Here is a 5,411-nt window from a genome sequence, read left to right on the forward strand (position 1 = left end):
AAATAAAGCTTATTAAAAGAATGAGTTATGGATTTACCAATTTTGAACATCTTCGACTTAAGCTGTTTGCTTGCTTTAATTCATAACAAAAATTAACACACGAAAACCAGAAGAGCCGTTTTTCTTTTCTTCTAAGTCTAGGAAATCTTTGGCTGGCATAAGTAGGATTTTTCTCAAGTTACTATTTCTATTTTAGGTGGTTTAAGTGCGTTTTAGCTTAGTAGAACAACACACATTCCCCCCCCCACAACTGTATTAAAAGCTACAATTTAATAAATCTTTATATTTCTCCCCCTAACGAGCGACTCAGATTTTGGGGTTTTTGGGGAGTTCAAGAGCGTGGAATTGTACAATAAGGTTGTACAAGTCTCCCCCAAAAATCATGTTAAGCAAAGAAACCACCTACTCTCAAGCGAGAATGAATTTAGCCAGTCTCTTAGATCAGGTGTGTGACGAATCTCAAATTATCGTCATTAAGCGTCGCAATCAGAAAAATGTGGCTTTAATTGCTGAAGATGAGCTTTCCAGTTTATTAGAGTGTGTTTATTTATTGCGCTCGCCAGAAAATGCCCAACGCTTATTTCGCTCTTTGGCATGGACCCAGACAGAAGATGCAACTCCTCAAACATTAGCTGAATTGAAAGAGGAGTTAGGAATTGAGTCCTAAAAGAGAAAATAAGCCAGATAAACCTCAAAATAATCCTATTCATGGTTATTTGCCCGTTTTTAGTCCTGATTTCAAAGCAGATTTAGCTTGGTGGTATCGGAACGAACCGAAAAAAGGCGATAAAATTTTAGACTTAGTGGCAGATATTTTGGATGGCGATCCGTTTACAGGATTGGGTAAACCCGAACCTCTTAAGTATATTGCTGCCGACACTTGGTCACGACGGATCGACTTAGAGCATCGTTTAGTTTATAAAGTCACAGGAAATAAGGTTTATTTTTTACAAGCTCGCTATCATTATCAATCAGGCTAAACTCAGACAAACCCATCAAGAACTGTTACAGGAGAAAGGGGACAAGGAACGTAGTCCGTTCCCCCTCGTAGCTTGGGTTAAGGGATAGCCCAACCCAAGACAGAAGGAGGACAGTGAAGCAATACACAATAAACCAAGCAAAGCTGTAGCCTATGTTACAATTTAATAAATCTTTACATTCCTCCAGGATTTAATCGTCATAAATGCGGCACTCTAAGGCATCGGGATTGGCTTCGCAGTAAGCCTGAAATGAGTTACTCCCCTGTTTTTTGACCCGTTGATGGGAGGCTTCGGCCTGGAGTTCCTCCACCACATCCCAGGCCGCAGCGCAATCGGGAGAGGTTTCACCCTTGGCCGCACAAATTGCCCGCGCGTCTTCGCGAGCCGCTTCAATTTCATCTTCAATGAACAACCGCTTCGGCTTTTCGACAAAATCGCTCTTGAAGAGAATATCACTCACAGAAATAATGCCCAGCAAAGTTTTACCCTGAATCACTGGGGCGCGGCGAATGCGGGTTTGAGCAAATAACCGGGCCACATATTCCACCCCCAGTTCGGGATTGACAACCACACAGGGCTTGGCCATAATTTCATAGACCCGCATAGTTTTAGGATCGTGGCCAAAGGCCGCCACTTTGTAAACGATGTCGGTTTCGGTGACAATTCCATAGGGATCCTGTTCATGGCGCGGTTCGACAATCAAACCCCGCAGTTTTTTTTCTTTCATCAATTTCACGGCATCGGCAACCGTTGCCGAACCACGAATGGTGACAACGTTTTGAGTCATAATTTCTTGAGCTTGTAGCATATATGGTTTGGTTTGGTTAAATGAAAGGACCGGTATAAACGCAAAAGTTGACTAGGGTTGCCCCGATAGCAATTTCCTAGACTCTTGTGGGCTGAGTGCCACTTTGAACACAGATGACAAAGACCAATGGGCGATCGCTGGTTGGGGCTGGGGCGGCATGGCCGCAGCTGTGTTCCCCTGAATGCCTGGAGCATAGGCCTCCAGCACAGCGCCGTTTTGCCAACACATGGCAATGAAATAATCACACACTGGGCATTCCGTCTGAGCAACCTGTCGGGCCGGACACTTATATCCTGCGGGTAGGCGATCGCTCAAGAGCCGTTGAGCTACGCTGCCACAGTTAGGACACCGAATTTCTATAAGCTTGTTCATCGCCATACCTCAAAATTAAATAGTGGTGTGAGAAGGAAAGGGTCAACGTCGGAGGTTTGCCCAGAGTGTTTGTTAACGGTGGAAGACTATCACCGTAATTGTCGTTCTACGGCTTCCGTAAATTCTTCATAGGGTTTAACCCCAACTAATGTTTCTATCAATTCCCCCTGTTTAAATACCATGACAGCAGGAATACTTCTAATCCCAAAGCGTTTGGCCACGAGTTTGTTACTGTCTAGGTCAAGTTTAAAGACTTTGGCACGATCGCGATAGTCATCGGCCAATCGATCGATCAACGGTGCCACCAGTTTGCAAGGTCCACACCAGGTTGCTGTGCAATCTACCACCAACAGGGATTCACTCTTTAAGAGGGAATCAAATTCAGTTTCATCTTGAATAAATGTAGCCGTACCCATGTTTATATCTCCAGATTGATGCTGTGTAACTTAGGACAAATTCTCTGATCGCTGCGTTTTACAATAGAAATTCAGCTTTGAACCGCTCCTCATCTAAAAATGCTTGGCCTTTGACCCTTTAACTTTGTCCGCCTCCCGGGGGTATCGTCTATAGTTTGGTTGTCCCAGACATCGATGGTGACATCTAGTCCCTGCTCATGCAGGGGTTTTACTTTGTAAGTCGTCATCGGCTGCCCCCAATCAAAACAAATTTGCGACGTTAAGTTGCGATAATATGGTTTTGCAAGTTATTGCATTTAGATACCCTATGACAGCGACCCCTTCCAACGATTTATCTGCCTGGGAGCGGCTAGAACAAGGCAGACAAGCAAAAGCAAGCAACGGTGGTTATGCGGGCTACGGCTCCCCTGCCTTTGGACAACGATCGATCGATGGGGAATTAGTGGATGATCCGGAAGAGTGCCGGGTCATTGAACTGATTCGCCGTCATCACAAATCAGGGAAATCCTTGCAGAAGATCGCCGATTGGCTTAATGAACAGGGCTACACCACCAAACGCGGTCTACCATGGCAGCGTATTTCCGTAAAGCGAGTGCTGGATCGACTTTATGGAAAGGTGTCCAGAATTTCCGGAGTAACCCTTCAGGCCGACCAGAACCCGGAAGTACTCACCCCAGCGTCTGGTGATGCCGCCCCTGAAACCATTAGAGGCTGAATAACCGCTAAATAAAAAGTTTCAGGCTTTAACCTGTTACATCCCTCTATGATACACCGAAGTGGGTCTAAAATCTTTACGAGTTTAATAAAAATTGTAACAAAACGTTACATCTTTTAGGAAAAAGTTAAATGACGCTACACTTTGAGATAGTTTTAGAACGGGTTTTGGCAACTCTGAGAGTCTGGGTTCTTTGCCCAGTGACTGTTCTGTCTATCTTGTCCTTTGCGATCGCAGGATGGTGCTGATGTCCCTCGATACACCTCTGAGTTGGGCCCCCGATCTGGAAAAGGCGATCAATCGCCAACCCTTGACGGTGCCGCCAACCACTTCCCTGGCAGATGCGATCGCCATGATCGGCCAGGCCTATAACCGTCTGTGTTTACTCACCGATGACCTATCCCCTCTAGCTGCTCCGGCCGGAGAGGTGCGTGTTAGCTGTCTGCTGGTGGTGCAAGGGCAAGAGCTATTAGGAATTTTGACAGAACGGGATGTGGTGCGACTCACCGCTCAAGGAATTAACCTGACTGAGACAACCGTTGCTGATGTGATGGTGCATCCCCTGATCACGTTACCCCAGCAATCTGCTCAAGACATTTTTGCTGCCCTGTTTTTGTTTCGGCGCTACCGCATTCGCCATTTGCCGATTGTCGATGACCAAGGACAATTAGTCGGGGTGATATCCCATGAAAGTATTCGCCAGATATTGCGTCCGGCCAATCTATTGCGATTTCGTCGCGTATCGGATGTGATGACCAGTCAAGTGGTACAGGCCCCACTCACCGCCACAGTCCTGCAATTGGCCCAGTTAATGGCGGAACATCGTGTCAGTTGTGTGGTGATCACCCAGAGAAATTCCGAAGACAATGACTACCCTGTTGGTATTGTGACAGAGCGAGATCTTGTCCAGTTTCAAGCAGTTCAAATCGATCTGCACAAAACTAGGGCCCAGACGGTGATGAGTACGCCCTTATTTCTCCTCAGTCCCGAGGATTCCCTGTGGACGGCCCATCAGGAAATGCAAAAACGGCGGGTGGGGCGTTTGGTGGTTTCTTGGAACTGGGGTCGGGGGTTGGGTATTGTTACACAAACCAGTCTGTTAAGGGTTTTTGACCCGATGGAAATGTATGGGGTGATTGAAAATTTACAGCAAACGATTCAACAGCTAGAGTCCGAGCGATCGCCCTTCCCTCCTTCTCCACCAGCGGACTTATTACCCCAACGGACCCGCACCCCATCAGAAAAAGAGAGCGCAGGCGATCGCGAGTTATTACTTACCTTGCTGGACAATGCCTACAAAGACGTAAAGTATATGTTGGCTAACTTAGATATTGTCGTCGAGCAGCGGCGATCTTTGCTTCAATCTGTTCTCGATAAGCTTGAGTACCTCGGTCGTGAAATTAGCTCTTAGTAAGCTGTTCGTAATTTAAATTGCTTGTTGAGAAGAGGCAAGAGGCAAGACCCCCAAACCCCCGACATCGGGGTAGGGTTGATTCATGAATCAACCCTACGATGAATCTATCCTACTATGAATCTACCCTACCGACATCGGGGGGGGTTTAAGGATAGGCGGTTAAGATACGTCTTAGCTGATCAAAAAATCAGGCTAAAATAGAAAAAACTCACCCTCAGCGACCAAGGCGATGGCAGAAGAAACGGCGAAAATCAAGCTTTATCGGAAAACCTATCAACTTCCCCAACTAAATCGCCCCGATTTATTGGTTTTGCAGGATCAGATTCAAGAAAGACAGCAACTGATTAAAACCGGAAAACGGGTTCGCCATACATGGTTAGGATTGAGGAAAAAAGAAGAACCCCTCAATTTCGAGGAAACTTTTCAAGAATTAGAAAGATTAGTCAAGGACTATAACCAGTTAATCAGATTTCTCACCGACCATAAGGATGAATACCGGCGGTTTTTCCAGTCACTGACCGAGGAAATCAAGGAGGCAGTGGCGGTTAAATGCCAGAAATTGGCAGAAACAGAGCGAAAACGCCAATCTTTGGAGAATAGCATCGGCTCGGCCGACCTGCGAGATACCCTGAGACTACAGAAACAGCAGATTTTCCGCACTGTGATTCTTGTTGGTCGCGCCAGCTTGCTCATGCTCAAGAAAATC

Annotated in this window: 7 protein-coding genes and 1 pseudogene; 5 read left to right on the top strand and 3 right to left on the bottom strand. The window is 46.2% G+C overall.

The features are described 5' to 3' along the window. Nucleotides 1-382: 382 nt before the first annotated feature. Nucleotides 383-667 carry a type II toxin-antitoxin system Phd/YefM family antitoxin gene (locus IM509_RS22180; protein ID WP_002763754.1) on the top strand — a complete coding sequence of 95 codons (285 nt, stop codon included), beginning with the start codon at nucleotides 383-385 and terminating at the stop codon, nucleotides 665-667. Then, nucleotides 657-980: a Txe/YoeB family addiction module toxin gene (locus tag IM509_RS22185; RefSeq protein WP_079207250.1), complete on the top strand. Its 324-nt coding sequence runs from the start codon at nucleotides 657-659 to the stop codon at nucleotides 978-980. Before IM509_RS22180 ends, IM509_RS22185 begins: the two co-directional genes overlap by 11 nt. 190 nt (nucleotides 981-1,170) lie before the next feature. Here the strand turns inward: IM509_RS22185 and IM509_RS22190 are convergent, their stop codons facing one another. The 3 genes from IM509_RS22190 to trxA all read right to left on the bottom strand — a co-directional run bounded on the left by IM509_RS22190 (nucleotide 1,171) and on the right by trxA (nucleotide 2,576). Next, entirely contained in the window at nucleotides 1,171-1,788 is a 618-nt protein-coding gene (locus tag IM509_RS22190) for a CP12 domain-containing protein (RefSeq protein WP_002790229.1), read from the bottom strand. Nucleotides 1,789-1,839: 51 nt separating this feature from the next. After that, nucleotides 1,840-2,166 carry a hypothetical protein gene (locus IM509_RS22195; protein ID WP_002751596.1) on the bottom strand — a complete coding sequence of 109 codons (327 nt, stop codon included), beginning with the start codon at nucleotides 2,164-2,166 and terminating at the stop codon, nucleotides 1,840-1,842. An 83-nt stretch (nucleotides 2,167-2,249) separates the two neighbouring features. Beyond that, entirely contained in the window at nucleotides 2,250-2,576 is a 327-nt protein-coding gene (trxA, locus tag IM509_RS22200) for a thioredoxin (protein ID WP_052275232.1), read from the bottom strand. Between the two features lie 274 nt (nucleotides 2,577-2,850). Between trxA and IM509_RS22205 the strand changes: the two genes are divergently transcribed. From IM509_RS22205 to IM509_RS22215, 3 genes and pseudogenes are all read left to right on the top strand, one after another. Further along, nucleotides 2,851-3,291, top strand: a complete 441-nt coding sequence (locus tag IM509_RS22205; RefSeq protein WP_052275231.1) for a recombinase family protein — start codon at nucleotides 2,851-2,853, stop codon at nucleotides 3,289-3,291. 238 nt (nucleotides 3,292-3,529) lie between these two features. Next, nucleotides 3,530-4,702: a CBS domain-containing protein gene (locus tag IM509_RS22210; protein WP_052275230.1), complete on the top strand. Its 1,173-nt coding sequence runs from the start codon at nucleotides 3,530-3,532 to the stop codon at nucleotides 4,700-4,702. A 232-nt stretch (nucleotides 4,703-4,934) separates the two neighbouring features. Then, nucleotides 4,935-5,411 (top strand): annotated as a pseudogene (locus IM509_RS22215) (formylglycine-generating enzyme family protein); the annotation flags it as partial.

The sequence above is a fragment of the Microcystis sp. M31BS1 genome (assembly GCF_020245285.1).
GTDB classification, from domain to species: domain Bacteria; phylum Cyanobacteriota; class Cyanobacteriia; order Cyanobacteriales; family Microcystaceae; genus Microcystis; species Microcystis panniformis.

Coding starts and splice junctions, on each gene's coding strand:
- IM509_RS22205 (WP_052275231.1), top strand. CDS start 2,851: ATGGTTTTGCAAGTTATTGCATTTAGATACCCTATGACAGCGACCCCT.
- trxA (WP_052275232.1), bottom strand. CDS start 2,576: ATGGGTACGGCTACATTTATTCAAGATGAAACTGAATTTGATTCCCTC.
- IM509_RS22195 (WP_002751596.1), bottom strand. CDS start 2,166: ATGGCGATGAACAAGCTTATAGAAATTCGGTGTCCTAACTGTGGCAGC.
- IM509_RS22180 (WP_002763754.1), top strand. CDS start 383: ATGTTAAGCAAAGAAACCACCTACTCTCAAGCGAGAATGAATTTAGCC.
- IM509_RS22210 (WP_052275230.1), top strand. CDS start 3,530: ATGGTGCTGATGTCCCTCGATACACCTCTGAGTTGGGCCCCCGATCTG.
- IM509_RS22190 (WP_002790229.1), bottom strand. CDS start 1,788: ATGCTACAAGCTCAAGAAATTATGACTCAAAACGTTGTCACCATTCGT.